This is a genomic window from Intrasporangium calvum DSM 43043 (genome assembly GCF_000184685.1).
Lineage (GTDB): Bacteria > Actinomycetota > Actinomycetes > Actinomycetales > Dermatophilaceae > Intrasporangium > Intrasporangium calvum.
Genome location: NC_014830.1, coordinates 1,560,229 through 1,584,126, shown reverse-complemented (window position 1 = coordinate 1,584,126; position 23,898 = coordinate 1,560,229). Strand labels below are relative to the sequence as shown.

Sequence of the window (23,898 nt, the reverse complement as noted above, 5' to 3'; positions counted from 1 at the left end):
CCCAAGGTTAGCGCAGGACCGAGCCCCGCCGCCGTGGGTGCCGCGCGCTGGGACCGAGCCCAGCGGCATCCGCCCCGGCTGGTCGGCTCAGCCGGATGCGGTGGCTCCGAGCAGCCCGACGACGAGCAGCGCCAGGGCCGAGTGGTAGAGGACGAGGACGAGGACGGGCGCCCACCGCCGTTCCCGCACGAAGCGGTCGTGGCCCAGCAGGAGGTACGAGGCCAGCAGGAGACCGGACCCACCGAGGACCTCGCGATCCTGCTGCCAGGCGGCCACGACCACGAGGACCGCGAGGGAGAGCAGCTGCAGCAGGACCAGGCCGCGCTGCCGTCCCGAGAACCGGACGACGTCCCGCCCCCACCGGCCGTGCAGGACACCCAGCCCGAGGAGGGCGAGGGGAACCCACCAGCGGAACCCGGCCGAGCCCGGCGAGGAGACGACGGCCCACGCCCACGCGATGTGCGCGAGCACCGAGACCCAGAGCGCCAGCAGGTAGCGCCGCTCGGTCGCGGTGAGCAGCAGCGCGTCGACGACCAGCTGGAGCGCGAGCGCCACGAGGACGGGCTGCAGGACCGCGACCGGACCGCCGGCGACGGGGACCTCCGCCCCGCCGGTCCCCGTTGCCAGGGACCAGGCCAGCCCGCCGAGGAGGACCGGGAAGGTCGGCCGGGTGATGACGTCGACGACATGGTCCCCTCGCGCGATGGCGAACCAGCTCAGGGCCGCCGTGAAGGCGACCGCCACCGCGAGAACCATGACATGGGTCTCCACAGGCCCAAGGTTGGCAGCCGCCCGCACGAGGGATGGACTGGACACGCGGCGACGATCAGATCACCTTTTGGGACGGCCGCACGGGCCAGGTCCGGAATCGTGCCAGACTCGACCAATGCCAATGCGCCAGTTCCAGCACACGGTGACCCCGGACGACACGGCAGCGAAGCTCGGCACGGGTGACCTGGACGTGGTCGCCACGCCCCGGCTCGTCGAGTGGTGCGAGAGCGCCGCCTTCCAGGTGTGCCAGCACTCCGTCGACGCCAACCACACCACGGTCGGCACCATGGTCAAGTTCGAGCACATCAAGGGCAGCCAGGTCGGGAGCGAGGTGACGGTCCACTGTGCCGAGCCGATCAACGACGGCCGCCGCCTCGTCTGCTTCGTCAGCATCAAGGACGCCGAGGGCGACGAGCTCGGCCACGGGGAGGTCCACCGGGCGATCGTCGACCCCGACCGTTTCATGACGCGGTGCCGCAAGCTCGTCTGACCCCACCGGAGCGCTCCCGCCGCCGGCGCGCGTGGGCGGGCTGAGCGGCATACGAAAGTCACTGCGGCCGTATGCCGCTGGGCTGGCTCCCAGCGTCACACGACGTAGGCGTCGCCCTCCCTGCGGAAGCCGAGACGCTCGTAGTACGGATCGACCATGTCGCGCGGCGTGAGGACCCTTCGGAAGCCGTGCGCCCGAAACGGCCCCTGCGGCCCGAAGACGAACTCTCCCGGGGACAGGTCGCGGTAGGGCGGGGTGACGTAGTCGAGGAGCAGCTGGGCCCGCCCGTCACCGAGATCACGGATGAGCACGACCCCGACCGTCGCGTCGCCCCTGAGGACGAGGTAGGACGGGTCCCCCGTGAACGGGTCGTGGACGAAACTCGGGTTGTAGCGGCGGATGTCGCCCTCGTGGACGCGCAGGACGTGCCGGAGGTACTCGTCATCGCCGGCCACCTCGAGCACGGCGTAGGAGGCCGCGTCGTGCCGGTGCCGCGACATCCCGACCAGGTGCACCACGTTGATCACGGCCAGGACGACATTGAGGCCCACCATCGGCCACACCCCGACGACGAGGTTGTAGCCGATGAGGACGATGCAGCCGACGAGGTTGATGAGCCGCAGGCGTCGCAGCTCGGTCTGGAGGAGCGACCAGACGAGGACGGCGGAGCCGACCCACCCCGCCGCCTCGAGCCACCAACCGTGCATGTCCGGAGCCTACCGACCAGCGGGCTCCCCCCTCCGGTCGGCGAGCAGCGTCGAGCGCTCTGCCCCGATCCTGGGCCGCGGCAACGTGGGCAGACCCTGCGATTCCGTCAGGTATCACCCGAACGAGGACTAGCCTCTGTAGAGGGTCAGGGATGTGCCGATCCGAGCTGGGTCCCGTCGGTGAGGGGGGTCGCCGTGGAACGCGACTATCTCGACTTCGAGGTCTCCATCGAGAACACGTCGGCCGGGCAGGGGGCCCGGGTGACGAGCTCGCCTGCCGGTACGGGCACCGCCACATTCGTCCTGCCGTTCACGGCGGTGGAGCTCGCCCAGTTCATGACAGCCGTCGGGCCACCACGGATCGCCTCGCGCCGGCTCGTTCCGGCCGAGACCCGGGTCACCGATGTCCGGGAGTACGGCAAACGCCTGGGTGACGCCCTGTTCGCCGGAGAGGTCGACCGGCTCTTCCGGGAGAGCCTCTCGAGCGCGAAGCAGCAGGGTCTGGGCCTTCGGGTGCGCCTCGCCCTCGACGCCGCTCCGGACCTCGAGCCGGTCCCGTGGGAGTACCTCTACGACAGCGAGCTCGGGCGGTTCCTCACCCTGTCCTCCCAGACGCCGATCGTCCGCTCCCTCGACGCGCTGGACGTGCCGGCCGCGGTCCGGGTCGCTGCCCCGCTGCGGGTGCTCGTCATGATCTCGAGCCCGTCGGACCTGCCCCAGCTCGCCGTGGCGCACGAGGAGGAGCTGCTGCGGGCGACGACCGCAGACCTCGTCGCGAGCGGCCGGCTCGAGCTCGTCGTCCTGACGGAAGCGACGCTTACCGGCCTCCAGCGGGCTCTGCTCGACACCTTCCACGTCTTCCACTTCATCGGCCACGGCGGTTTCGACCAGGGCGCCGACGAGGGGGTGCTCGTCCTGGAACGTGAGGACGGGACCGGCCATCGAGTCGGCGCGTCACGACTCGGGACCCTGCTCCACGACGCCAACGGCATGCAGCTCGTGGTGCTCAACGCCTGTGAGGGTGCGCGGACGAGCGGGCGCGACGCGTTCTCCGGCGTCGCCCAGGCCATCGTGCGCCAGGGCCTGCCGTCCGTCGTCGCCATGCAGACGGAGATCTCCGACCGGGCGGCGCTCGTCTTCAGCCACGAGTTCTACTACTTCCTGACCCGTGGCCTGCCCATCGATGCGGCGATCTGCGAGGTCCGCAAGGCGATGGCCACGTCCGACGAGTCGGCGGAGTGGGGGACGGCCGTGCTCGTCAGGTCGGGGTCGGGTCAGCCGTTCGACGTGTCGGCCCTGGGGAGGACCGCGGAGCCGGCACCCGAAGGACGCCTGGAGTCGCTCTACGCGGCAGCCCAGTCGTCGCTGGGATCGGCCACGCCCGAAGCCGCTGTGCCGATCCTCGAGCAGATCGCCTCGGAACGCCCCGACTACGCAGACGTCACGACGCTCCTCGAAGCCGTCAAGGGCGGGCCGGGCGCTGCGCCACCCGAGGGCCCGGTCAGCGCCGCTCGCCGGGCCGAGGTGGCGCGGGCGGCTGTGGCCCGCCAGGCGGAGGCAGCCCGCCGCGAGGAGGAAGCCCGCCAGGCGGAGGAGGCGAGGGCGCAACGCGACCTCCTGGAGCCCGAGCGCGAGCAGCAGGACCGCAGTGCGCGCGGTCGGGCACCGGGCGGTTCCTCCAGAGCTGCCGGGCGGATCCGCCCGGCGCGGGTGGTCAGAGTCGTCCTGTGGCTGGTCGTCCTCGGGGCCGGGTTCCTCGCCTGGCGGTTGCTGCCCACCCTGATGCAGCGCGCCGAGCCCTTGGTCGACCTCGCCTGCGGGTCCCCGGCAGCATCGGCACCACCGCGGACCTCCTTCAGTGTGGGGTGCGCCCCGGTGGCTCCGGTCGTCGACGGAGAGTTCGACGACTGGCGGTCGGTGACGACCCACCCCGTCACCGCCGTCGTCGATCGCCGAGGCGGGGTTCGCGACGGACTCTCGAGCACGTGGAAGATGCTGTGGGACAAGGACGCGCTCTTCCTCTACGCGGCCGTCACGGACTCCCGGCTGACCGCCGTGCGGACGTCTGACCCAGGGAGCTTCTGGACCGGGGACGGCGTGTCGTTCGAGTTCGGCCCGGACCCGAGGCCGCTCGGTGCGAACGACCCACTGCGTCCAGGTCGTGACCTCCATGTCCTCATCGGCCTGGTGGACGACGGCAACCGAGGGGCGCGGGCGGCCATCAACCGGGTGAGCAAGGGACGCTTCGCGGCCGGTGACGACGAACCGTCGATCGTCGTGGCCCGCCGCGACACGGCTGACGGCTACCAGCTCGAGGCTCGGGTGCCGTGGAGGACCTTGGGACTCAGCATCGCACCAGCGCGGGGGACGGTCGTCGGGATGAACCTCAACGTCAGTGACGCGGAACGGGCCGGCACGTTGAAGGCGATGCTGAGCAGCAACCCGGACCGGACAGCGCGCGCGCAGAACCACCCTGCGCAGTGGCAGACCGTCCTCCTCGCGGACGCGGGCTGACCCCGTGCCCACCCTCCATGCCCTCCTCGTCGGCATCGACGGCTACCCCGAGCCGGTGCCTCCCCTCGTCGGGTGCGTCAACGACGTGAGGGCGATGGCGGAGACGCTGACCGCGCGGGTGCCCCCGGGTGACCTCGACCTCCGTGTCCTCACCAACGAGCAGGCCACCCGAGCCGCCGTCGTCGACGCCATTCGCAGCCACCTCGCAGGACGGGGGGCCGACTCGGTCGCGCTCTTCTACTTCAGCGGTCACGGGTCCCAGCAGCAGGCGCCTCCGGAGTTGTGGAGCGTCGAGCCGGACCGGCGCAACGAGACGATCGTCCTCGTGGACAGCCGTTCTCCCGGTGGTTGGGACCTCGCCGACAAGGAGCTGAGCGGCCTGTTCGCGGGCGTGGCCGAGTCCGTCGGCCACCTCCTCGTGGTCCTGGACTGCTGCCACTCAGGAGACGGCACCCGGGACGCCAACGGCTCGGTCCGGTTGCGTCTGGCACCCGAGGACCCGCGGGCCCGCCCCTGGGACACCTTCCTGCCCGATGCCTCCATGCCCGGGCCGCCTGACCAGCGTGGTCCTGCCCCGACGCGCAGCGCGTGGTCGACCCGCGTCGGGGCGAACCACGTCCTCCTCGCTGCATGCCGTTCCGGGGAGACCGCCAAGGAGCTCACTGTCGGCGGTCGTTGTCGTGGCGCGCTCTCGGCGGCCCTCGAGCGAGCCCTCCGCGACCACAGCCACGAGCTGACCTACCGCGAGATCCACCGGTTCGTCACCGCCGGCGTGCTGGGAAGGGTGGAGGCCCAGCACCCGCAGCTCGAGACGGGGGACGCGACAGACCTGGACCTCGCCTTCCTCGGTGGGGTCCTGCCGGCCCGTCCCATGCAGCTGACCCTGAGCCGCCTCCCCGACGGCTGGAGCATCGATGCCGGCGCGGTGCACGGTGTGCCGGAGCCGATCGGGGAGGACACGACCGAGCTCGCGGTCTATGCGCTCGGCGACGAGACGGATGGCGCCCCGCTCGCCGAGGCCGCCGTGACCTCCGTGCTGCCCGACCGGTCGCTGGTCGACGTCGTGCCCGACCTCGACCCGGGGTTCGTCTACCGAGCGGTCGTCAGGACGATCCCCCTGAAGCCACTCGACGTCGCGATCGTCGGAGAGTCTGCCGGCACCGAGGCCCTGGAGGCCGCCGCGGCCTCGGCTGACACGACGCTGATCCAGGTGACGGGCGACCCGACGATGGCCGACCTGGTGGTGCGCGCGTTGCCGGCCGGCTTCGCCATCACCCGGCCCGGAGTCACCCGCCCTCTCGTACCCGTCGTGGCGGGGCAGCACTGCGAGCAGCGCACCATCACCGCCCTCGAGCGGGTGGCGCGATGGCTCCGGCTCTCGTCCCTCGGCAACCCCGCGACCCGGCTCTCTCCCGGCTCGATGCGGGTCGTGGTCACGTCGGAGTCCGGGCGACTCACCGAGGACGGCCGGCTCGAGATCGCGTACGCCGGCGAGCGGGCACCGACCTTCACCGTCACCCTCACCAACACGACGCCGCAGCCCCTCTGGTGCGCGCTGCTCGACCTCACCGAGACGTACGGCATCTTCACGGACGCCTTCCCGGCCGGGTCGACCAGTCTCGAGGCGGGCACCTCGAGAGCCGTCGGACTCACCGGTCAGCTGTCGGACCAGCTGTGGGAGGCAGGCACGGTGCAGGTGACCGACCACCTCAAGATCATCACGAGCACCCTCGAGTTCGACCCGCGCTCCCTCGAGCAGCCCGAGCTGGACGTGGATGTCGCCCAGGCTCCACCGGTCGTGCGGCGAGGCGGGCAACCGCACTCGACCCTGGACCGGCTGCTGGTGCGGGTCGCGACGCGGAGCGGGACGGCCGCCCCCCCGGGCGCGGTGGCCGACTGGCGCACCGACGACCTCTACGTCGTGACGAGGCGGCCGGCGCCCGACTGATCGTCCCGGACTCGGATGCGGCCACGGTTCGGGCTTCATTCGCGCGCCCGGGGAGGGACGTCGTACCGTGGGCACGCCCTGCCCCGGACCGCCCTCCACACCGATCCAGGAGATCTCATGAGCCCGTCCCCGAGCCCCACTCGCGACCTCGCCCTGACCGCAACCTTCGCCGGCTTCATCGCCGTCCTCGGCCTCGTCCCGGCCTTCTCGCCGTTCGGCTTCCCGGTGCCCATCACGGTCCAGTCGCTCGGCATCATGATCGCCGGTGCGGTGCTCGGTGCCCGCCGTGGCGCGGCGGCCGTGCTCCTCTTCCTCTTCCTCGTCGCCCTCGGGCTCCCCCTGCTGTCCGGCGGGCGAGGTGGTCTCGGGGTCTTCGCCGGACCCAGCGTCGGCTACCTCGTCGGCTTCCCCGTCGCCGCGTTCGTCATCGGCGCACTCATCGTCCGGCGCGGCGCGCCCTACCACACCGGCCACGGCTTGGTCGCCATCGTCCTCGGCGGCATCATCGTCCTCTATGCGATTGGGGTGCCCGCCACCGCTTGGCGAGCTGGCATCAGCCTTCCTGCTGCCATGGCCGGCAGCGCCCTCTTCCTCGTCGGCGACCTGGCCAAGGCCGTCCTCGCCACTCTGGTGGCCGGCGCCGTGCATCGCGGCTACCCGGGGCTGTTGCCGCAGCGCGGCACAGTGGCGGAACACGACCGGCACGTCGCATTCCCGGACGAGCCCCTTACCTCGGCCAGAGCGAGTTCGCGGACGCCGCGCGCGAGCGCGTGACGAGCGCGCTCTGACGACGAGGCGCCGCGCTCAGTCGTCGACACCACGGGCGACGAGCGCGTCCGCCAGTCGGTCGGCGTGGCGCAGTGTGCGCAGGACGAGCGGCACGATGAAGGCCAGCGGACTCGACCCGGCCCCCCTGGCCAGCTGCGCCTGTCGGACCTCGCGCGCGAGCTCGATGATGACCGCGACGGAGCGGATGCCGAGCGCGACGAGCAGGCCCACTCGCTCAGGGTCGACTCCGACTCGCCTCAGCGGCCGGAGCGAACGGACCACGACGTCGACGATCGCCGTCGTGCGCGTCGTCAGGCTGACCAAGGCCGCGAGCAGGACCAGACCGAGCATGCCCCCGACGACGACCACCGCCCGCTCCCACCCGGCGACGACGACCTGGAACGCGGCCAGTGCCCCGAGGAACCAGCCGAGCGGCCGGACCTGGTCGAGCGCGGTGCGCCACGGGACCCGAGCCACCCCGTAGAGGAGCGCGACCACGCCGAGCGCGAGCGCCACCTGCCAGGGCCGGCTCAGAGCGAAAGTGACCGCCGCCGCGACGACGAGGCAGACCAGCTTGGTCCCCGCAGGGAGCCGGTGGACGAGGCTGTCGCGCGGGACGTAGACGGCGAGGGCGCTCACAGCACGAGCCGACGGTAGGCCTCGACCGCCTCACCGGGCGGACCGTCGAAGCGCAACCGCGCCTCGTGGAAGACGAGGACGCGCTCGAAGTCCTCGACCAGGTCGAGGTGATGCGTCACGAGGACGACCTGCTGACGAAGCCCGGCGACCACCTGGCGCACCCGGTGGGCGTTGACGAGGTCGAGCAGGGTCGTCGGCTCGTCCATGACGACGACGTCCGGGTCGGTGACCAGGACCGCAGCCAGGGCGAGCAGCTGCTTCTGGCCGCCCGAGAGCAGGTGAGCCGGGTGGTCCCGGTGCCCTTGCAGGCCGTACGCCTCCAACGCCGCGTCGACCCGTGCCGCCACCTCCTGCTTGGACAGCCCGCGGCGGCGAAGCCCGAAGGCCACGTCCTCCCCCACCGTGGGCATGACGATCTGGGCGTCGGGGTCCGTGAAGCAGAACCCGACCCGGCGCCGGATCGCCCGGGCATCCTTGGCGGTGTCCAGCCCGTCGACCCGGACCGCACCGGCGGTGGGGAGGACGAGGGCGTTGATCATCCGCACGAACGTCGACTTGCCGGAGCCGTTGGCGCCGATGACACCCACTCGGTGCTCGGTGAGCCGCAGGGAGACATCCTCCAGCACGGTCCGCTCCGACCCGGACACCGGATAGGCGTGCCGGACGGCATCGAACTCGATCACCGGCATGCTTCCACCACCACGGCGGTGCCCTGACCGCCGCCGGCCGCGATCGCAGCCAGGCCGTACCGGCCCCGGTCCTGACGCACGAGCTGGGTGAACAGGCGCACGACGAGGACAGCGCCGCTCGCTCCCCACGGGTGGCCGAGCGCCAGAGCGCCACCTCCGGGGCACACGCGACCCGGGTCCAGCCCGAGCGCGTCACAGCAGGCGAGGACCTGCCCCGCAAACGCCTCGTTGACCTCGACGACGTCGAGGTCGTCGATCCCGAGGCCGGCCTCGGCCAGGGCGAGCTCCACGGCGGGGACGAGCCCCAGTCCAGGTCGGCCCGGATTCACGCCCGCCGACGCCGCCCCGAGGACCCGAAGGCCCGGCCGGCCGACCGCGGTCCCCCGGACCGCCCGCACGATGCCGACCGCGGCCGCCCCGTCGTTGACGCCGCACGAGTTGCCCACCGTCACGGTGCCGCCCTCCCGGAAGGCGGCTGGGAAACGAGCCAGGAGCTGCGGGGTCAAGGCCGGCTTGGGCCGCTCGTCCGCGAGGATGCCGCCCACCTGGACGATCTCGTCGTCGAACTCGCCCCGCGCGGCAGCCAGCACGGCGCGCGCGTGGGACTCGGCGGCATACGCGTCCTGTCGCTCGCGGGTGACGCCACGCTCGAGCGCGAGCAGGTCGGCGGCCAGCCCCATGTCGATGTCGTCCGGGAGCGGCGCGAACGGCGCCCGCTCATAGCGCTGTGGCGGCCGCCCGTCCTGCGGCGGCCAGGAGCGCCAGGGAGCCGTCGACGCGCTCTCGACCCCACCCGCGACGATGGGTCCTGAGCCGGCGCTGACGAGCCGCGCCGCGAGCTCGATGGCCGCCAGCCCACTGGCGCACTGGCGGTCCACGGTGATCGCCGGGACGGCTGCAGGGAGGCCCGCAGTGAGGCTGGCCACCCGGGCGACATCGCCACCCGGCCCCATGCAGTTGCCGAGGATCACCTCGGCCGGCTGGCTCCCGAGCTCCGTTGCCACGGCTGCGACGACCGCAGCTCCGAGCGCGGCGGCCGACACGCCGGCGAGGCCGCGACCCGCCGTGCCGATCGGCGTGCGGCGCGCCGCGACGATGAACGCCTCGGTCATGGCGTCACCTCCCCAGCGCGGCACGGTCGACCTTGCCGGCCTCGGTCAGGGGCAGCTCAGGGACGACGCGCCACACTCGAGGCCGGTGGCTGACGGGCAGCCGGGCCCGAGCCACGTGCTCCAGGCCGGCCCGGTCCCGCCCATCGGTCAGGGTGACCGCGACGACCTCGCCGAGGCTCGGGTGGGGCACGCCGTGGACGACAACGGTCCCGCGTGCGACGGGATGCAGCACGGCTTCGACATCGGAGACGAGCACCGTGGCGCCCGCGGTCACGACGGCGTCAGGCCGCCCGAGGACCGTGAGCACGCTTCCGTCGAGCCGCCCGAGGTCGCCCACCGACGCCCAGCCGTCCTCGGCGCGTCGCAGCGAACCCGGCGGCCCGTCGTAGCCGTCGCAGACCCAGTCGGACCGCACCCAGATGGTCCCCGTGACCGGCTCGTCGCGGACCTCCACCTCAACCCCCGGGAAGGGACGCAGCCGGCCGTCACCGGCGTCGGACGCGGCGACGAAGCTCAGCTCGGCCGCCCCGTAGTAGTGGTCGATCCGCAGACCACGCTGCCGGGCCGCCGCGGCCACTCCGTCGGGGAGCCCGGCCCCGGCGACCACGATCCGCGCGCCCGCTGGCAGATCACTCCCACGCCGCTCCAGCTGGGCGGGGGTCAGGCACGCGTGGGTCGCCGACTGCGCGCCGGCGACGAGCTCGGCACCGGCCCAGGCGGCATGCACCGCCGCGAAGAGGTTCATCGTCGACCGCAGGGTGCCGGGCACCCAGACCCGCGCTCCACGCCGCACCCCGGTCAGGTCCGAGTAGGCGGGGAAGCACCCCCACCAGGACTCCGTCGTGCGCAGCACCCGCCGGGGGGTCGGGCCGGTGCTCCCCGAGGTGGTGAGCGACAGCGCTGCGCCGGTGCGGCGGGCCGAGAGCACCGCGGCGACCGGGTCGGCGTGCTCCTCCGGCCGGACGTGGTCCGTCATGGATCCTCCTGGGCGGATGCGACGAAGGGCCGGACACCCGGTCCGGCCCTTCGTCATCTGGTGGAGCTGAGGGGACTCGAACCCCTGACCCCCTCCATGCCATGGAGGTGCGCTACCAGCTGCGCCACAGCCCCGTCGGACCTCACTTCCGTGAAGTGCCTGCGTCACTCTAGCCAATGAAGGCGCCCGAGCCCAAATCCACGGTCATGGCACCACGCCGCCCGGGTCACGCCTTCCACGGGCCGAGGTTCCACCCCGAGATCCGCCATCGCGACATCGCGCTGAAGCTCTTGCTGCCCTCGACGAGCTCGATCCAGTGGCAGTTGTCGATCCCGCGGAACACGGCATCCGAAACGTCCTGGTCGAGCCCGACCAGGTCGGTCGCGGCGATCCGGCCGGACACCCCGTGCGCCACGATGAGCGCCGTCTCGCCGGGCAGGAGCTCCCGCTCGACCTCCCGGACGGACTGCCCCACGCGGTGGGCCACCTCGGCCCGGGTCTCCCCCGTGACGCCCCGCGGCACGTCCTCGCCACGGTCGAGCGCGGCGATCGTCTCCGGGTACCTCGCCCTCACCTCATCGGCGTGCAGCCCCTGCCACTCGCCGACATGGACCTCACGGAGGCGCGCGTCGAGTCGCACCTCGAGGCCCGCCAGGGAGGCGATGGCATCGGCCGTCGCCGCCGCACGCTGCAGGTCGCTGGACACGAGCAGGGCAGGTCGGTAGGCAGCCAGGTGCGGCGCAGCCGCCGCCACCTGGGCCCGGCCCGTCTCGGAGAGCTCGGTGTCCTTGTGGCCCTGCCAGACCCGGGCGGCGTTGTCCACGGTCTCTGCGTGGCGCATGATCACGATCCGGCGGGCCGCGGGCGAAGATCCCGGCGCGGCATTCACGGCGTGGCGCCCGACCCGTCCGACCCGTCCGACCCGTCCGACCCGTCCGGGGAGCTGGACGCACCAGGCCGGGCCGGGGACTCGATCGCCGTCAGGTCGATCTCAGGGCAGTCCTTCCACAGCCGCTCGAGCGCGTAGTACTCGCGCTCGTCCTCGTGCTGGATGTGCACGATGATGTCGCCGAAGTCGATGAGGACCCAGCGCCCGTCGCGTTCCCCCTCGCGCCGGATCGGCTTGGACCCCAGCTCGCGGAGCCGGTCCTCGACCTCGTCGACGATGGCGCCGATCTGTCGCTCGGAGGGCGCCGAGGCGATGACGAAGACATCGGTCAGTGGCATCTGGTCGCTGACGTCGATGGCCGTCACCCGCTCGGCGATCTTCTCCTCGGCGGCGTCGGCAGCCGCCTTGGCGAGCTGGAGCGCATGGTTTGTTGCTGTCACTGGTCTCCTTGCAGAGGAACTGAGGTGCGTCGGGGCGAGGTGATCCGCGCCCGGAGGGGCTCGACGGGTGGCGCCCCACACCCTCCGCCGGTGTAGAGGCAGTACTTGTTGATGTACTGGACGACGCCATCGGGGACGAGGTACCAGACCGGCTCCCCCTCGGCCACCCGGGCGCGGCAGTCCGTCGAGCTGATCGCCATCGCCGGCACCTCCTGCAGGGTGACACGGTCCTCGGGAAGGCCCTTGTCCGAGAGCAGGTGCCCAGGGCGCGTGACGCCGATGAAGTGCGCGAGCTGCCAGAGCCGCTCGGCGTCCTTCCACCCGAGGATGTCGGCGAGCGCGTCAGCGCCGGTGATGAAGAACAGCTCGTCGTCGGGCAGCTCGGCGCGCAGGTCGCGGAGCGTGTCGATCGTGTAGGTCGGCCCGGGTCGGTCGATGTCGACGCGGCTCACGGTGAACCGCGGGTTGGACGCCGTCGCGATCACCGTCATGAGGTAGCGGTGCTCGGCCGGGGAGACCTCGGCGTGCGACTTCTGCCAGGGCTGGCCGGTGGGGACGAAGATGACCTGCTCGAGTCCGAACAGGGCCTGCACCTCGCTGGCCGCCACGAGGTGGCCATGGTGGATGGGGTCGAAGGTCCCACCCATGACCCCGATGCGGCGGCGCGTGCTCAGTGGTGCGTCCCCTCCACGTGGCCGGGGTGGCTCGGGTGCCCCTCGATCTGGATCCGGCCGTGCTGGTCGACGTGGGTCGACATCGGCACCTTGTGGGCGGTGTTGCGGAAGGACCAGGTGACGCCGAGCGCCACAAGGAAGAGCGCGAAGGTGATGAGGAAGTACGCGATGAACGGCATGGGCAGCTCGCGCGCGGCTTCCTCGCCCTGTGCGACCAGGGTCAGGACACGATCAGACATGCGGCACAGCGTACCTCCCAAGGGGCTCGGTCCGGAGCGACCGTGCGGCGCTCGAGACCGCGGCGCCGGGCCGTAGGCTGTTTCCCATGGTCCCCGAGCTGTCCGTCGTCATCCCCATGTACAACGAGGAGGACGTGCTCCCGCTGCTCGTCCAGCGGCTGCGTCCCCTCCTCGACGGCATGGACGTGGCGTACGAGGTGGTGGCCGTGGACGACGGCAGCACGGACCTGACTCCCGCCCTGCTGCACCGGTACCACCGCGAGTGGCCGGCCCTGCGCGTGCTCCGCCTCCGCGCCAACGCCGGGCACCAGGCCGCGATCTCGGCCGGCCTCGCCACCGCCCGGGGCGCCTACGTCGTCACGCTCGACGCGGACCTGCAGGACCCTCCCGAGGTCATCCCGGAGATGCTGTCGGCGGCGAGGCGGGACAACGTCGACGTCGTCTACGGCGTGCGCAGCGACCGGTCGTCGGACACGTGGTTCAAGCGGGTGTCGGCCCAGACCTTCTACCGGTTCATCCGGGTCATGTCCGGCACGTCGGCCCACGCGGATGCCGGGGACTTCCGCCTCATGTCGCGGGCCACGGTGGATGCCGTCAACAGTCTCCCGGAGCACAACCGGGTGCTCCGCTTCGTCGTGCCGGCACTCGGCTTCCCCTCGGACACCGTCGAGTACAAGCGTGAGGAGCGCGCGGCAGGATCGACGAAGTACCCGCTCATCAAGATGATCCGCCTCTCGGTCGACTCGCTGACGGGCATCTCGACGGCACCGTTGCGGCTCGCGACGATCGCCGGGTTCGTCGGCGCCGTCCTCGCTCTCCTGCTCATCGGATACGGGCTCGTCGCCCGCGCCCAGGGCCACACCGTGGCCGGCTGGACCTCCACGGTGGCCGTCGTCGCCGGGGTGGGCGCCGTGCAGCTGGTCTGCGTGGGCATCCTCGGTGAGTACATCGGCCGGATGTACGCGCAGCTGCAAGGGCGCCCGACCTACTTCGTCGCGTACGACTCCCTCACGGAGAGCTCGCCGCAGCACGGGCCGACCGACACGCCGCTGCCGGCCACGCCCCGTGACGAACACATCCCGACGCAGACCGTGCGGGCCGACACCGACGGCTCGCCCGGCTCGCCCGGCACGCCTGCGCGACTGCGCTGAGCGCCACCCGGTCCGCCCCGACCATCACTGCCGGGGGCGGGCCGTGACGAGCAGGCTGACACCGGGCAGGCCACCCACCGGCAGGTACCGCTCGGCGGTGATGATGGCGCGCAGCCCCGTGTTGACGATCGGGTGCAGGTCCTCGAGGTCCGAGCCGGTCGAGGCTCGCCGCCGGAAGGCCACCACGGGTCGGAGCAGGACGTTCCAGGAGCGGACGCTGTCGATGACGAAGCCGCCCCGCTCCAGGAGGGCGAGCAGCTCGGGACGGGTGTAGCGGCGCAGGTGGTGCACGGCCTCGTCGTGTGCGGACCAGAGCCGTGGGTCGGCGGGGACGGCGACGAGGTACGTGCCGCTCGGCTTGAGCACGCGGTGGGCCTCGCGGACGGCGCCGTCGTCGTCGGCGAGGTGCTCGAGGATGTCGAAGGCGACGACGAGGTCCTGGGTGTCGTCGGCGAGGGGCAGGCGGGTCGCGTCGGACCGGAGCACCGGCAGCCCCCGTTCGTGCGCGACGGCGGCGCCCTCGGCGCTGTACTCGAGAGCCGTCGCCTCCCAGCCGGCGCGTTGCAGCACCATCGTGTTGCCGCCGCCGGCAGCCCCGATGTCGATGGCCCGGCCGGGGGTCAGGCCCCGGATCGCCTCCGCTAGCAGGTGTCGCCGCTCGCGGTACCACCAGTGCTGCCCCTCGAGCTGAGCGAGCTTGCGGACCTCAGTGCCCTCCATGCCGCGCCATCATGCCAGTGCGCAGAGGTGGATGGGCCAGTGGGCGCCGCAGTCGGCCGAGTCAGCGGATCTGGCCGTCGCCCTCGACGATCCACTTCGTCGTCGTCAGCTCCGGCAGCGCCATCGGCCCCCGGGCGTGCAGCTTCTGCGTCGAGATCCCGATCTCGGCACCGAAGCCGAACTCGCCTCCGTCGGTGAAGCGGGTGCTCGCGTTGACCATGACCACGGCTGCGTCGACCTCGGCCGTGAAGCGCCGTGCGGCTGCGCGGTCCTCCGTGACGATGGCCTCGGTGTGCCCGGAGCCGTGTCGGCGGATGTGCTCCATCGCCGCGTCCAGGTCGTCGACGACGGCGACGTTCATCTCGAGTGCGAGCCACTCCGTGTCGAAGTCCTGCTCCGAAGCGATGGCGTATGCCGCTGAGCTGGCTTCCGCGTAGGGCCTGACGTCGGGCGTGACGTGCAGCTTCACCTGCGCGTTGGCGAGGTCGGTGAGCACCTTGGGGAGGAAGTCCGCGGCCACCTCACGGTGGACGAGCAGCGACTCGGCCGCGTTGCACACGCTCGGACGGTGCGTCTTGGCGTTGGTCGTGATCGCGGCGGCCTGGTCGAGGTCGGCGGCTCGGTCGACGTAGACGTGGCACACCCCGACCCCTGTCTCGATGACCGGGACGGTGGACTCGCGCACGACGGTCTGAATGAGGTCGGCTCCCCCGCGTGGGATGACGAGGTCGACGCGGCCGCGCGCGGTCATGAGGGCTCGGGCGGCGTCGCGGCCGCCCTCTCCGAGGAGGGTGATGGCGTCCTCCGGCAGGCCCTGACCGGCCAGGGCGAGGCGCAACGCGATGACGGTGGCCCAGTTCGTGGCCCCGGCTGCTGACCCGCCGCGGAGGATCACTGCGTTGCCCGACTTCAGGCCGAGTCCGGCTGCGTCGACGGTGACGTTGGGCCGAGCCTCGTAGATCATCCCGATGACGCCCATCGGCACCCGGACCTGGCGGATCTGGAGCCCGTTGGGCAGCGTCGAGCCCCGGACGATCTCGCCGACCGGGTCGGGCAGCGCCGCGATGTCCCGTAGGCCCTGGGCGGAGGCTGCGACGCGCTGCTCGTCGAGGCGGAGCCGGTCCTGGAGGGCCTCGCTCATGCCGTTGGCGCGGCCGCGGTCGAGGTCCTGGGCGTTGGCCTGGAGGATCTGCGGGGTGGCGACGACGAGTGCGTCGGCGAGCGCGTGGAGGGCGGCGTCCTTCTCGGCGCGGCTCAGCTGGGCGAGCCGGCGGGAGGCGACGCGGGCCCGGTCGGCGAGCTGGTTGACGTGCTCGACGACCGAGGGGTCGATGGTGTGGGACATGGTTCAAGGGTAGGCGCCTCACCCTCTCAGCGGTCCCGCGCGTCCGTTGCCCGGTGGCTGCCGCGTCCTACCCGGGCACCCCGGGATGCGCGTTCGCGGCCAGGTCGCTATGGTTCTGACCGTCCTTCACGGGAGTCCGGAGCACCGGGCTGAGAGGGGGCTGACGCAGCCCCGACCGTCCCAACCTGATCCGGATCATGCCGGCGCAGGGACCAAGGAGTTGCGATGACGCAGAGTCCCCGGCCGTTCCCACGGCTGCACGTCCTCACCGACACCCGCGGCGGTCGCGACCCCCTCCGCGAAGTGCGGTGCGCGATCGCCACCGGCCGGGCGGCGGTCCAGGTGCGGGCCAAGGACCACACGGACCGCGAGGTCCTCGCCCTCACCACCGCGATCCTCGGGCTGGCCCGTCCCGCAGGCACGCTCGTCATCGTGGATGACCGCGTCGACGTCGCGTTGGCCGCCGGCGCGGACGGCGTGCACCTCGGGGCCACCGACCTCCCCGTCGCGGAGGTCCGACGCGTCGTTCCCGCAGGCTTCGTCATCGGAGCCACGGTGCGCACCCCCGACATGGCCCGCGCCGCCGAGTCGGCCGGCGCCACCTATCTCGGCGCCGGACCGGCTCATGCGACGACCACCAAGGCCGGCCTCCCAGAGCCACTCGGACCACCCGGCCTCCGTGCCGTCACCGCAGCCACGGAGCTGCCCGTCATCGCGATCGGTGGTGTCACCCCCGAGCTCGTCCCCGCCCTGCTCGCCGCCGGCGCGCACGGCGTCGCCGTGGTCGCCGCGCTGTCCGAGGCAGCCGACCCGGCCGCGACGGCAGCGGCTCTCACCGCCGCGCTGGTCGGTCCGTCCGACCAGTGCGACGGCGAGCCGGCCGACGGTCGGATCGAGGTCCGCCCGTGAGCACGGCACCGGGACGAGGTGCCGCGGTGACCACGGCAGCCCCCCAGGACCGGCACTCGGCCCTCGTGGAGTCAGGGGTCTCCACGAGGGTCCGCGTCGCCGTCATCGGTGGCGGCATCATCGGGCTCGCGAGCGCCTGGCAGCTGGCTCGGGCGGGCTGTCAGGTGACGGTGCTCGACCCGGGCGTCGCGGGGGGAGCCACGCACGCCGCCGCCGGGATGATCACCCCGTCGAGCGAGGCCACCTTCGGACAGGAGGCACTCCTGGCGGCGAGCACGGCGTCCGCCGGTCGCTGGCCCGCCTTCGCCGCCGACCTCGCCGCCGACTCCGGGCTGCCCATCGACCTGCGCCGCGAAGGCACCCTCTTCGTCGCGGCCGACCACGACGACGAGCAGGTCCTCGCCCGGCAGGCCCGCCTCCTCGAGCGGTACCACCGGGCCGTCGAGCGGCTCCCGAGCCGGGCGGCCCGTCGCCTCGAACCGGCGCTGTCGCCGCGCCTCGCCGGCTGCCTCGTCATCGAGGACGAGTCGGCCGTGGACCCGAGGCGCGTCGCCCACGCCCTCCGCATCGCCATCACCAGCCGCGGGGGCGAGTTCCGCCCCCTGCTGGCCCGCCCCGAGCTCCGGGACCGTCGCATCGTCGGTGCGGAGCCCGCCGTGGAGCCGACCCGCCGGTCCGTGGAGCCGGTCGGGCACGCTCGGCCCCACTCGAGCCACGCGGACGTCACCGTGCTCGCGGCGGGTTGGGCGACGTCCGGGCTCGCGGCCCACCTGGGGCTGCGGGTCCCCATCCGTCCGCTCAAGGGCCAGGTGCTGCGGCTCCGACCGGCCGCGCCCGACGTCCTGCACCGCATCGTCCGGGCATCCGTGCACGGCCGGTTCGTCTATCTCGTGCCCCGCTCCGACGGCGAGGTCGTCGTCGGCGCCACGAGCGAGGACGTCGGGGCCGACCCGAGCGTCACCGCCGGCGCGGTCCACGACCTGCTCCACGACGCCATCGAGATCGTCCCCGAGCTGTCCGAGGCGGCGCTCGTCGAATCCACCGCCGGGCTGCGACCCGCCACCCCGGACAACCTCCCGGTCGTCGGGCCGTCCGGTGTCGACGGGCTCGTCGTCGCCGCCGGCCACGGGCGGGACGGCATTCTCCTGGCACCGCTGACGGCCGACGCCGTCGTCGCGCACGTCCTCGGTCTCCCGCAGCCGGAGCACGCCGACCACTTCGACCCACGACGCTTCGGCACCCAGGAGGACGAGTGAACGTCATCGTCAACGGCGAGCAGCACCGCCTCGAGCCGGGCACCACGGTCGCCGCGCTCGTCGGCACCCTCGGTCTGCCGAGCCGCGGCATCGCCATCGCACTCGACCGGGTCATCGTCCCGCGCTCGCGCTGGGCCACCGAGGTGCTCAGTCCCGGCGCGGAGCTCGAGGTCGTCACCGCAATGCAGGGCGGCTGACATGGCCGGCACACCCTCACGGCCCGACCCGGTCACCATCGACGGGCGGCCCACCATCGACGGCCCCCTCACCATCGACGGCACCGAGCTCGGCTCCCGGCTCATCCTGGGCACCGGGGGCGCGACGAGCCACGCCTCCCTGGAGGCGGCGGTCCGCGCCTCCGGGACCGAGCTCGTCACCGTCGCGCTGCGCCGCGTGCCGAAGGACGGCGTCGGCGGGCTGCTCGACCTCCTCGGGGACTGCGGTGTCCGGCTGCTGCCCAACACCGCAGGGTGTCGCACGGCCCGCGACGCGCTCCTCACGGCCCGGCTCGGACGGGAGGCCCTCGAGACCAGCTGGGTCAAGCTCGAGGTGATCGCGGACGACCGGACGCTGCTCCCCGACGTCGTCGAGACCATCGACGCGGCAGAGCAGCTGGTGCGGGACGGTTTCGTGGTGCTGCCCTACACGAACGATGACCCGATCGCGGCCCAGCGCCTCGTCGACGCCGGCTGCGCGGCGGTCATGCCTCTCGGCGCGCCGATCGGCAGCGGCCTGGGGATCCGCAACCCCCATGCCATCGAGCTGATCCGTGAGCTCGTCGACGTGCCGGTCATCCTCGACGCCGGCATCGGGACCGCCTCCCACGCGGCCCTGGCGATGGAGCTCGGCTGTGACGCGGTCCTGCTCGCCACCGCGGTCACCCGGGCCGAGGACCCGGAGGCGATGGCCCGTGCCATGCACCACGCCGTCGAGGCCGGCTGGCTCGCGCGCCACGCCGGGCGCATCCCGGTCCGCCGCCTGGCCCGCGCATCCTCCCCCACCGAGGGCCTGGTCGAGTGGTGAGCCTGCGGGAGGCTGCTGGGCTGGCCATCGCGGTGACCGACCGGTCGCAGGTCCCCGGGAACCGTCCCCTCCTCGATGTCGTGCGGGCCGTGCTCGAGGGCGGCGCTCACGGGGTGCTGGTACGCGAGCGCGACCTGGCCGACGAGGAGCGGGCCGCCCTCGTCACCGGGGTCGGCCCGCTCTGCGCCGAGCACCAGGCCCTGCTCCTCGTCGCCTCCCCGCTCCCCCATCCCCACCTCCCCCATCCCCACCTCCCCCCTCCCCAGGGTCGATGTGACCGATCGAGATCTGCATCGGTCGATCACATCGAATCGGGAGAGGGGAGGCGGCTGGGCCTGCACCTGAGACGCCATGAAGGGGTGCCCGCAGACCTCGACCGCGTCGCCACGTTCGTCGGCCGCTCCTGCCACGACCTGGCCGAGCTGCGGCGCGCGGCCGACGACGGGCTCGACCACGTCACGCTCTCTCCGGTGGCCGCGTCCGTCTCGAAACCCGGTCACGGCCCGGCGCTCGGACCAGCGGGCCTGCGCCGTCTGGCGAGCACGGTCCGGCGCGAGCACCCCACCCCGCCAGTCATCTTCGCGCTGGGCGGCGTCGACGCCGCGAACGCCGGCCACTGGATCGCGGCCGGTGCTGACGGGGTCGCCGTCATGGGCGCCGTGATGCGCGCGGCCGACCCGACCGCGGCGATGCGCGCCGTCGTCGACTCGGTCCGCGCAGCCAGAGCGGGAGCCTCATGACGGGCCGTCAGCACACTCCCCCGGGCGCCGGTGCCGCGCGGCAGGCCGAGCACGCTCCGACACCGCCGGTTGCGCTGACCATCGCGGGATCCGACAGCGGCGGAGGGGCGGGGATCCAGGCCGACCTGGCGACCTTTGCGGCCCTCGGCGTCCACGGTGCGAGTGCGGTCACCGCCGTCACCGTGCAGGACACGACCGGGGTGCACGGCGTCCACGCGCTCCCGGTCGACGTCGTGCTCGCACAGGTCGACTGCGTCCTCGCCGACCTGGCCCCGACTGTGGTCAAGGTCGGCATGCTCGGCGAGGCGTGCCTGACGCTGGCGGTGGCCCGGCTCGCGGCCGCGGGCCGGCTGCCCCGGCTCGTCGTCGACCCCGTCCTCGTCTCGACGAGCGGCCACTCGCTCGCCGCGGACGGCGTAACCCAAGCCCTCCGGGATCACCTGCTCCCCCACGCCGTGCTCGTCACCCCCAACACGGACGAGGCGGCCGCTCTTCTCGATGTCGGGCCGGCCCGGTCAGTCGACGAGCAGGCCGACCAGGCCCAAGCGCTCCGGGCGCTCGGCGCGACAACCGTGGTCGTCACGGGCGGCACGGTTCGGACCGCAGCCGGCGCCGACCGGGTCGACGTCCTCGCCGAGGCCGCCGGCACGCACGTGTTCCGCTCCTCCGAGATCGCGACCGACAACGACCACGGCACCGGCTGCACCTTTGCCTCCGCGGCCGCAGCCTTCCTCGCCCGCGGCGAGAGCACTCGCGACGCCGTCCTGTCCGCGCGCGGCTTCGTCCGCCACGCCCTGCGCACGTCGGCCGGCTGGCGACTCGGAGCCGGACGCGGCCCCGTCGCCCACACCCGCACCACCTTCCTCGACCCCCCGGCCAGCCCCCTCACCAGCCCCCTCACCAGCCCCCTCACCAGCCAAGGAGCCCCCCGATGACGCACGCCAACCCCGCGCGGAGCAAGGTCTACGTGCCGAGCGAGCCCAGCGGCATACGGGTGCCGTTCACCGAGGTCACCCTCACGGAAGGCAACGAACCCTTCCACCTCTACGACACATCGGGGCCCGGGAGCGTCGCCGAGGAGGGTCTCCCGCCCGCCCGGGCTCGCTGGATCGAGGGCCGCGCCGACGTCGAGACGTACACCGGTCGGGAGCGCGACCTCGCCGACGACGGACGCTCGGCCGTCCGACGGGGTGAGGCGTCCCTCGAGTGGCGCGGCGAGCGGCGAGCACCGCTGCGCGCCAAGCCCGGCCGGCGGGTCACTCAGATGGCGTACGCGCGCGCCGGCACCGTCACCCGAGAGATGGAGTACGTCGCGGCCCGCGAGCGCTGCGACGTCGAGCTCGTCCGATCGGAGGTCGCCGCGGGCCGGGCCATCATCCCGAGCAACGTCAACCATCCGGAGAGCGAGCCGATGGTCATCGGCCGGCGCTTCCTCGTCAAGATCAACGCGAACATCGGCAACTCCGCCGTGACCAGCTCGATCGCCGAGGAGGTCGAGAAGCTCACCTGGGCGACGCGCTGGGGTGCCGACACCGTGATGGACCTGTCCACCGGCGATGACATCCACACCACCCGCGAGTGGATCGTGCGCAACTCGCCCGTCCCGATCGGCACCGTGCCGATCTACCAGGCGCTCGAGAAGGTGGACGGTGACGCGTCGCAGCTCTCGTGGCCCGTCTTCCGCGACACCGTCATCGAGCAGTGCGAGCAGGGTGTCGACTACATGACCATCCACGCCGGGGTGCTGCTGCGCTACGTGCCGATGACGGCGCAGCGGATCACCGGCATCGTCAGCCGCGGCGGCTCGATCATGGCCGGCTGGTGCCTGGCCCACCACGAGGAGAACTTCCTGTACACGCACTTCGACGAGCTCTGCGAGATCTTCGCCCAGTACGACGTCGCGTTCAGCCTCGGTGACGGGCTGCGTCCCGGCTGCACCGCGGACGCGAACGACGAGGCCCAGCTGTCCGAGCTGCGCACCCTCGCCGAGCTGACGAAGCGGGCGTGGGAGTTCGACGTCCAGGTCATGGTCGAGGGTCCGGGCCACGTGCCGCTCAACCTCGTCAAGGAGAACGTCGACCTCCAGCAGGACTGGTGCCACGGAGCTCCGTTCTACACGCTCGGCCCGCTCGTGACCGACGTCGCGCCCGGCTACGACCACATCACCTCGGCGATCGGCGCCGCGCACATCGCGTGGCACGGCACGGCGATGCTCTGCTACGTCACGCCCAAGGAGCACCTCGGGCTGCCCAACCGGGACGACGTCAAGACCGGCGTCATCACGTACAAGCTGGCCGCGCACGCCGCCGACGTCGCCAAGGGGCACCCGTACGCGCGCGACTGGGACGACGCCCTGTCCAAGGCGAGGTTCGAGTTCCGGTGGGAGGACCAGTTCAACCTGTCGCTCGACCCCGACACGGCCCGTGCCTTCCACGACGAGACCCTGCCCGCCGAGCCGGCCAAGACGGCGCACTTCTGCTCGATGTGCGGCCCGAAGTTCTGCTCCATGCGGATCTCGCAGGACGTTCGGAGGTATGCCGCTGAGCGCGGTCTCACGGACGAGGTGGCCGTGGGTGCCGGGCTGGCGGAGAAGAGCCGCGAGTTCGTGGAGCTCGGCTCGTCGGTGTACGTCGAGACCCCTTGACCACACCTGCGGCCCTCTCCCCGTTCGAGGTATGGATCGACGACCAGGAGTTGCTCCATACCTTGAACGGCGACGCTCCCACGCGGGGCGCCTCACTAGGCTGGGCGCCGTGTCACCTCGCTCCGTCATCAGCAGCGCCCGCCGCCTCGTCGTCAAGGTGGGCTCCAGCTCGCTGACCGGGGTCGACGGTGGCATCGACCACGCTCGGCTCATCGCCCTCGTCAACGCGCTGGCCCACCAGCACCTTCGGGGAGCGCAGATCGTCCTCGTCAGCTCGGGGGCCATCGCGGCCGGGCTGCACCCGCTCGGCCTGACCGCACGCCCCCGGGACCTCGCGACCCAGCAGGCCGCAGCGAGCGTGGGTCAGGGCGCCCTGCTCGCCGCGTACACGCAGTCCTTCGCCGCCCACGAGATCACCGTCGGACAGGTCCTCCTCACGGCCGAGGACGTGACCCGGCGGACCCACTACGCCAACGCCCGGCGCACCCTCGAGCGGCTGCTCGACCTGCGCGTGCTGCCCATCGTCAACGAGAACGACACCGTCGCGACGTCGGAGATCCGGTTCGGCGACAACGACCGCCTCGCCGCTCTCGTGGCGCACCTCATCGACGCCGACGCCCTCGTCCTCCTCTCGGACGTCGACGCGCTCTACGACGGGCCACCGAGCCGGCCCGGGGCACAGCGCATCCCGATCGTCGCCGGCCCCGAGGACATCGCCCACGTCGCGATCGGGGGCAGCGGCTCCAAGGTCGGCACGGGCGGCATGGCGACCAAGATCGAGGCGGCCCGGATCGCGACGGCCGCCGGGGTCACGACGTCGATCACCGCCGCGGACCGCATCATCGAGGTCCTCCGGGGCGAGGACGTCGGCACCCTCTTCCTCCCCATCGGTCGGCGGGGCCGGTCCCGGCGGCTCTGGCTCGAGCACGCGACCTCGGCGCGTGGGCGGCTCATCGTCGACGAGGGCGCGGTGCACGCTCTCAAGGAACGCAAGAAGTCGCTGCTCCCCGCGGGGATCACGGCCGTCGAGGGCACCTTCCACGACGGCGACCCGGTGGACGTGTGCGGGCCCGACGGCACGCCGATCGCGCGCGGCCTCGTCAACTATGCGTCGAACGAGCTGCCGAACCTCCTCGGCCGTTCGACGAGGGAGCTGGCCAAGGCGCTCGGGCCGGCCTACGAGCGCGAGGTCATCCACCGGGACGACCTCGTCGTGCTCTGACGCGCTGCGGGCTGGGGGCTGTGGGCTGCGGG

Annotated in this window: 25 protein-coding genes, 1 tRNA gene and 1 riboswitch; of the genes, 13 read left to right on the top strand and 13 right to left on the bottom strand. The window is 72.7% G+C overall.

Translation table 11 applies throughout. The annotated features are described in order from the left end of the window. Positions 1 to 87 precede the first annotated feature (87 nt). A complete protein-coding gene (locus tag INTCA_RS07195) occupies positions 88 to 771 on the bottom strand; it encodes a lysoplasmalogenase family protein (RefSeq protein ID WP_148236511.1) in 684 nt (227 codons plus the stop codon). Between the two features lie 115 nt (positions 772 to 886). Here INTCA_RS07195 and INTCA_RS07190 point away from each other — a divergent pair, with 115 nt between their 5' ends. Next, entirely contained in the window at positions 887 to 1,261 is a 375-nt protein-coding gene (locus tag INTCA_RS07190) for a thioesterase family protein (RefSeq protein ID WP_148236509.1), read from the top strand. A gap of 95 nt (positions 1,262 to 1,356) precedes the next feature. Here the strand turns inward: INTCA_RS07190 and INTCA_RS07185 are convergent, their stop codons facing one another. Next, positions 1,357 to 1,968, bottom strand: a complete 612-nt coding sequence (locus INTCA_RS07185) for a YgjV family protein (RefSeq protein ID WP_013492251.1) — start codon at positions 1,966 to 1,968, stop codon at positions 1,357 to 1,359. A gap of 195 nt (positions 1,969 to 2,163) precedes the next feature. Between INTCA_RS07185 and INTCA_RS07180 the strand changes: the two genes are divergently transcribed. From INTCA_RS07180 to INTCA_RS07170, 3 genes are all read left to right on the top strand, one after another. After that, complete coding sequence (locus INTCA_RS07180; protein ID WP_013492250.1) at positions 2,164 to 4,482, top strand: CHAT domain-containing protein; 2,319 nt, start codon at positions 2,164 to 2,166, stop codon at positions 4,480 to 4,482. A 4-nt stretch (positions 4,483 to 4,486) separates the two neighbouring features. After that, positions 4,487 to 6,430, top strand: coding sequence for a caspase family protein (locus INTCA_RS07175; RefSeq protein ID WP_013492249.1), 1,944 nt, complete (start codon positions 4,487 to 4,489; stop codon positions 6,428 to 6,430). Positions 6,431 to 6,547: 117 nt separating this feature from the next. Then, on the top strand, positions 6,548 to 7,204 hold the full coding sequence (locus INTCA_RS07170; RefSeq protein ID WP_013492248.1) for a biotin transporter BioY: 657 nt from the start codon (positions 6,548 to 6,550) through the stop codon (positions 7,202 to 7,204). A 30-nt stretch (positions 7,205 to 7,234) separates the two neighbouring features. Here INTCA_RS07170 and INTCA_RS07165 read toward each other — a convergent pair whose 3' ends face one another. The 9 genes from INTCA_RS07165 to INTCA_RS07125 form a co-directional block, all read right to left on the bottom strand. Continuing rightward, positions 7,235 to 7,837 (bottom strand): energy-coupling factor transporter transmembrane component T family protein, encoded by a 603-nt coding sequence (locus INTCA_RS07165; RefSeq protein WP_013492247.1) that lies wholly within the window; start codon positions 7,835 to 7,837, stop codon positions 7,235 to 7,237. Next, positions 7,834 to 8,526 carry an energy-coupling factor ABC transporter ATP-binding protein gene (locus tag INTCA_RS07160; protein WP_013492246.1) on the bottom strand — a complete coding sequence of 231 codons (693 nt, stop codon included), beginning with the start codon at positions 8,524 to 8,526 and terminating at the stop codon, positions 7,834 to 7,836. The genes INTCA_RS07165 and INTCA_RS07160 overlap by 4 nt, the downstream gene beginning before the upstream one ends. Further along, positions 8,517 to 9,638: a thiolase family protein gene (locus INTCA_RS07155; protein ID WP_013492245.1), complete on the bottom strand. Its 1,122-nt coding sequence runs from the start codon at positions 9,636 to 9,638 to the stop codon at positions 8,517 to 8,519. Before INTCA_RS07155 ends, INTCA_RS07160 begins: the two co-directional genes overlap by 10 nt. A gap of 4 nt (positions 9,639 to 9,642) precedes the next feature. Next, on the bottom strand, positions 9,643 to 10,614 hold the full coding sequence (locus INTCA_RS07150) for an AMP-binding protein (RefSeq protein ID WP_013492244.1): 972 nt from the start codon (positions 10,612 to 10,614) through the stop codon (positions 9,643 to 9,645). Positions 10,615 to 10,672: 58 nt separating this feature from the next. Next, positions 10,673 to 10,748 (bottom strand) — tRNA-Ala (locus INTCA_RS07145). A 92-nt stretch (positions 10,749 to 10,840) separates the two neighbouring features. After that, positions 10,841 to 11,455, bottom strand: a complete 615-nt coding sequence (locus tag INTCA_RS07140; RefSeq protein WP_114609682.1) for a histidine phosphatase family protein — start codon at positions 11,453 to 11,455, stop codon at positions 10,841 to 10,843. A 44-nt stretch (positions 11,456 to 11,499) separates the two neighbouring features. Then, positions 11,500 to 11,943 carry a ribosome silencing factor gene (rsfS, locus tag INTCA_RS07135; RefSeq protein WP_013492242.1) on the bottom strand — a complete coding sequence of 148 codons (444 nt, stop codon included), beginning with the start codon at positions 11,941 to 11,943 and terminating at the stop codon, positions 11,500 to 11,502. After that, positions 11,940 to 12,590, bottom strand: coding sequence for a nicotinate-nucleotide adenylyltransferase (nadD, locus tag INTCA_RS07130; RefSeq protein WP_013492241.1), 651 nt, complete (start codon positions 12,588 to 12,590; stop codon positions 11,940 to 11,942). The genes rsfS and nadD overlap by 4 nt, the downstream gene beginning before the upstream one ends. 23 nt (positions 12,591 to 12,613) lie before the next feature. Then, positions 12,614 to 12,856, bottom strand: a complete 243-nt coding sequence (locus INTCA_RS07125) for a hypothetical protein (protein WP_013492240.1) — start codon at positions 12,854 to 12,856, stop codon at positions 12,614 to 12,616. Positions 12,857 to 12,942: 86 nt separating this feature from the next. Here INTCA_RS07125 and INTCA_RS07120 point away from each other — a divergent pair, with 86 nt between their 5' ends. Then, complete coding sequence (locus tag INTCA_RS07120) at positions 12,943 to 14,007, top strand: glycosyltransferase family 2 protein (protein WP_013492239.1); 1,065 nt, start codon at positions 12,943 to 12,945, stop codon at positions 14,005 to 14,007. 24 nt (positions 14,008 to 14,031) lie between these two features. Here INTCA_RS07120 and INTCA_RS07115 read toward each other — a convergent pair whose 3' ends face one another. After that, a complete protein-coding gene (locus tag INTCA_RS07115) occupies positions 14,032 to 14,727 on the bottom strand; it encodes a class I SAM-dependent methyltransferase (protein WP_013492238.1) in 696 nt (231 codons plus the stop codon). Between the two features lie 61 nt (positions 14,728 to 14,788). Further along, the gene (locus INTCA_RS07110) at positions 14,789 to 16,072 is read right to left on the bottom strand and encodes a glutamate-5-semialdehyde dehydrogenase (protein ID WP_013492237.1); all 1,284 of its coding nucleotides are present in this window, start codon (positions 16,070 to 16,072) and stop codon (positions 14,789 to 14,791) included. A gap of 118 nt (positions 16,073 to 16,190) precedes the next feature. Next, a riboswitch (TPP riboswitch) is annotated at positions 16,191 to 16,302 on the top strand. Between INTCA_RS07110 and thiE the strand changes: the two genes are divergently transcribed. The 8 genes from thiE to proB all read left to right on the top strand — a co-directional run bounded on the left by thiE (position 16,298) and on the right by proB (position 23,866). Continuing rightward, positions 16,298 to 16,981, top strand: coding sequence for a thiamine phosphate synthase (gene thiE, locus INTCA_RS07105; RefSeq protein WP_013492236.1), 684 nt, complete (start codon positions 16,298 to 16,300; stop codon positions 16,979 to 16,981). It overlaps the preceding riboswitch by 5 nt. After that, the gene (gene thiO / locus INTCA_RS07100; RefSeq protein ID WP_052337984.1) at positions 16,978 to 18,237 is read left to right on the top strand and encodes a glycine oxidase ThiO; all 1,260 of its coding nucleotides are present in this window, start codon (positions 16,978 to 16,980) and stop codon (positions 18,235 to 18,237) included. The genes thiE and thiO overlap by 4 nt, the downstream gene beginning before the upstream one ends. Next, positions 18,234 to 18,434, top strand: a complete 201-nt coding sequence (thiS, locus tag INTCA_RS07095) for a sulfur carrier protein ThiS (RefSeq protein ID WP_013492234.1) — start codon at positions 18,234 to 18,236, stop codon at positions 18,432 to 18,434. Before thiO ends, thiS begins: the two co-directional genes overlap by 4 nt. 1 nt (position 18,435) lies before the next feature. Next, positions 18,436 to 19,260, top strand: coding sequence for a thiazole synthase (locus INTCA_RS07090; protein ID WP_013492233.1), 825 nt, complete (start codon positions 18,436 to 18,438; stop codon positions 19,258 to 19,260). After that, on the top strand, positions 19,257 to 20,000 hold the full coding sequence (locus tag INTCA_RS20105) for a thiamine phosphate synthase (RefSeq protein ID WP_218916291.1): 744 nt from the start codon (positions 19,257 to 19,259) through the stop codon (positions 19,998 to 20,000). The genes INTCA_RS07090 and INTCA_RS20105 overlap by 4 nt, the downstream gene beginning before the upstream one ends. Beyond that, positions 19,997 to 20,935, top strand: a complete 939-nt coding sequence (gene thiD / locus INTCA_RS07080) for a bifunctional hydroxymethylpyrimidine kinase/phosphomethylpyrimidine kinase (RefSeq protein WP_013492231.1) — start codon at positions 19,997 to 19,999, stop codon at positions 20,933 to 20,935. The genes INTCA_RS20105 and thiD overlap by 4 nt, the downstream gene beginning before the upstream one ends. Continuing rightward, a complete protein-coding gene (gene thiC, locus INTCA_RS07075) occupies positions 20,932 to 22,644 on the top strand; it encodes a phosphomethylpyrimidine synthase ThiC (protein WP_013492230.1) in 1,713 nt (570 codons plus the stop codon). The genes thiD and thiC overlap by 4 nt, the downstream gene beginning before the upstream one ends. Positions 22,645 to 22,753: 109 nt before the next feature. Further along, positions 22,754 to 23,866 carry a glutamate 5-kinase gene (gene proB / locus INTCA_RS07070; protein ID WP_013492229.1) on the top strand — a complete coding sequence of 371 codons (1,113 nt, stop codon included), beginning with the start codon at positions 22,754 to 22,756 and terminating at the stop codon, positions 23,864 to 23,866. The last annotated feature ends 32 nt before the right edge of the window (positions 23,867 to 23,898 follow it).

Coding starts and splice junctions, on each gene's coding strand:
- INTCA_RS07190 (WP_148236509.1), top strand. CDS start 887: ATGCCAATGCGCCAGTTCCAGCACACGGTGACCCCGGACGACACGGCA.
- INTCA_RS07185 (WP_013492251.1), bottom strand. CDS start 1,968: ATGCACGGTTGGTGGCTCGAGGCGGCGGGGTGGGTCGGCTCCGCCGTC.
- INTCA_RS07170 (WP_013492248.1), top strand. CDS start 6,548: ATGAGCCCGTCCCCGAGCCCCACTCGCGACCTCGCCCTGACCGCAACC.
- INTCA_RS07160 (WP_013492246.1), bottom strand. CDS start 8,526: ATGCCGGTGATCGAGTTCGATGCCGTCCGGCACGCCTATCCGGTGTCC.
- INTCA_RS07155 (WP_013492245.1), bottom strand. CDS start 9,638: ATGACCGAGGCGTTCATCGTCGCGGCGCGCCGCACGCCGATCGGCACG.
- INTCA_RS07150 (WP_013492244.1), bottom strand. CDS start 10,614: ATGACGGACCACGTCCGGCCGGAGGAGCACGCCGACCCGGTCGCCGCG.
- INTCA_RS07140 (WP_114609682.1), bottom strand. CDS start 11,455: ATGCGCCACGCAGAGACCGTGGACAACGCCGCCCGGGTCTGGCAGGGC.
- nadD (WP_013492241.1), bottom strand. CDS start 12,590: ATGGGTGGGACCTTCGACCCCATCCACCATGGCCACCTCGTGGCGGCC.
- INTCA_RS07125 (WP_013492240.1), bottom strand. CDS start 12,856: ATGTCTGATCGTGTCCTGACCCTGGTCGCACAGGGCGAGGAAGCCGCG.
- INTCA_RS07120 (WP_013492239.1), top strand. CDS start 12,943: ATGGTCCCCGAGCTGTCCGTCGTCATCCCCATGTACAACGAGGAGGAC.
- INTCA_RS07115 (WP_013492238.1), bottom strand. CDS start 14,727: ATGGAGGGCACTGAGGTCCGCAAGCTCGCTCAGCTCGAGGGGCAGCAC.
- INTCA_RS07110 (WP_013492237.1), bottom strand. CDS start 16,072: ATGTCCCACACCATCGACCCCTCGGTCGTCGAGCACGTCAACCAGCTC.
- thiE (WP_013492236.1), top strand. CDS start 16,298: ATGACGCAGAGTCCCCGGCCGTTCCCACGGCTGCACGTCCTCACCGAC.
- INTCA_RS07090 (WP_013492233.1), top strand. CDS start 18,436: ATGGCCGGCACACCCTCACGGCCCGACCCGGTCACCATCGACGGGCGG.
- thiD (WP_013492231.1), top strand. CDS start 19,997: ATGACGGGCCGTCAGCACACTCCCCCGGGCGCCGGTGCCGCGCGGCAG.
- thiC (WP_013492230.1), top strand. CDS start 20,932: ATGACGCACGCCAACCCCGCGCGGAGCAAGGTCTACGTGCCGAGCGAG.